Annotated in this window: 1 protein-coding gene; it reads left to right on the top strand. The window is 54.3% G+C overall.

Features of this window, described 5'->3' with window-relative positions; translation table 11 throughout:
* Positions 1 to 1,187, top strand: a 1,187-nt coding sequence (gene tuf, locus HMPREF9439_RS09530) for an elongation factor Tu (protein WP_008864676.1), incomplete at its 3' end; no start/stop codon positions are given.

Genomic DNA, 1,187 nt, shown 5'->3' with positions numbered 1-1,187 from the left:
ATGGCAAAAGAAAAGTACGAACGTACTAAGCCCCATGTAAACGTTGGCACAATCGGTCACGTTGACCATGGTAAGACAACCCTTACAGCCGCTATCACAACCGTTCTTTCCAAGAAGTTCGGCGGTGAAGCCAAAGCCTACGACCAGATCGACGCAGCTCCTGAAGAAAAAGCTCGCGGTATTACGATTAACACCGCTCACGTCGAATACGAAACCGAAAGCCGTCACTACGCACACGTTGACTGCCCGGGCCATGCTGACTACGTCAAGAACATGATTACCGGTGCTGCTCAGATGGACGGCGCTATTCTGGTTGTTGCCGCTTCCGACGGTCCTATGCCTCAGACCCGTGAGCACATCCTTCTTGCCCGTCAGGTCGGTGTTCCCTACATCATCGTTTACCTGAACAAGTGCGACCTCGTCAACGACGAAGAACTGCTTGAACTGGTTGAAATGGAAGTTCGCGAACTCCTGAGCAACTACGACTTCCCCGGCGACGATATTCCTATCATCAAGGGTTCTGCTCGTATGGCTCTCGACGGCGACAAAGGCCCGATGGGTGAAGAATCCATCCTGAAGCTTGCCGACACACTCGACAGCTACATCCCGACTCCGGAACGTGCTATCGACCAGCCGTTCCTTATGCCGGTTGAAGACGTGTTCTCCATCTCCGGCCGCGGTACCGTTGTTACCGGCCGTGTTGAACGCGGTATCGTCAAAGTCGGCGACGAACTCGAAATCGTCGGTATCCGTCCGACTCAGAAGACAACCTGCACGGGCGTCGAAATGTTCCGTAAGCTGCTTGATCAGGGTCAGGCCGGTGACAACATCGGTGTTCTGCTCCGCGGTACAAAGCGTGAAGACGTCGAACGCGGTCAGGTTCTTGCCAAACCCGGCACGATCACTCCGCACACCGAATTCCAGGCAGAAGTTTACGTTCTGACTAAGGAAGAAGGCGGCCGTCACACACCGTTCTTCAAAGGCTATCGTCCTCAGTTCTACTTCCGTACAACTGACGTTACCGGAACGATCGAACTGCCGGAAGGCGTTGAAATGGTTATGCCCGGCGACAACATCCGTATGGACGTTAAGCTGATTGCTCCGATTGCTATGGAAGAAGGCCTCCGCTTCGCTATTCGTGAAGGCGGCCACACAGTCGGTGCCGGCGTTGTTTCTAAGATCGTCGG

The organism is Parasutterella excrementihominis YIT 11859, from assembly GCF_000205025.1.
GTDB classification, from domain to species: domain Bacteria; phylum Pseudomonadota; class Gammaproteobacteria; order Burkholderiales; family Burkholderiaceae_F; genus Parasutterella; species Parasutterella excrementihominis.
Note: the sequence above shows the minus strand (reverse complement) of the source record. Positions and strands in the feature narration are given on the sequence as shown.